At 68.0% G+C, this 375-nt stretch carries 1 protein-coding gene; it reads left to right on the forward strand.

Features of this window, described 5'->3' with window-relative positions; translation table 11 throughout:
- Positions 1-375 (forward strand): AMP-binding protein (locus HU767_RS28630; RefSeq protein ID WP_186731125.1); only part of this gene is annotated, 375 nt, incomplete at both ends.

Genomic DNA, 375 nt, shown 5'->3' on the forward strand with positions numbered 1-375 from the left:
TCTGGCCGCTGTTCAGCGGCGCGCGGCTGGTGATGGCCCGTCCGGGCGGGCATCGCGACCCGGCGTACCTGCGCGAAGTGATCCAGGCCCAAGGCATCACCACGCTGCACTTCGTGCCGTCGATGCTCGATGTGTTCCTGGCCCATGGCGAGGCAGATCAATGCGAAGGCTTAGTGCGGGTGATGTGCAGCGGCGAGGCGTTGCCGGGGCACCTGGTGCGGCGCTTCAAGGCGCAACTGCCCCGCACCGGCCTGTACAACCTGTACGGCCCGACCGAAGCGGCAGTGGATGTGACGGCGTGGGACTGCACGGGGGCAGACACCCCGGACAGCACGCCCATCGGCAAGCCGATTGCCAACACGCGGATCTACCTGC

Source organism: Pseudomonas sp. SWRI179 (assembly GCF_014268705.1).
In the GTDB taxonomy this organism is placed as follows: Bacteria; Pseudomonadota; Gammaproteobacteria; order Pseudomonadales; family Pseudomonadaceae; genus Aquipseudomonas; species Aquipseudomonas zanjanensis.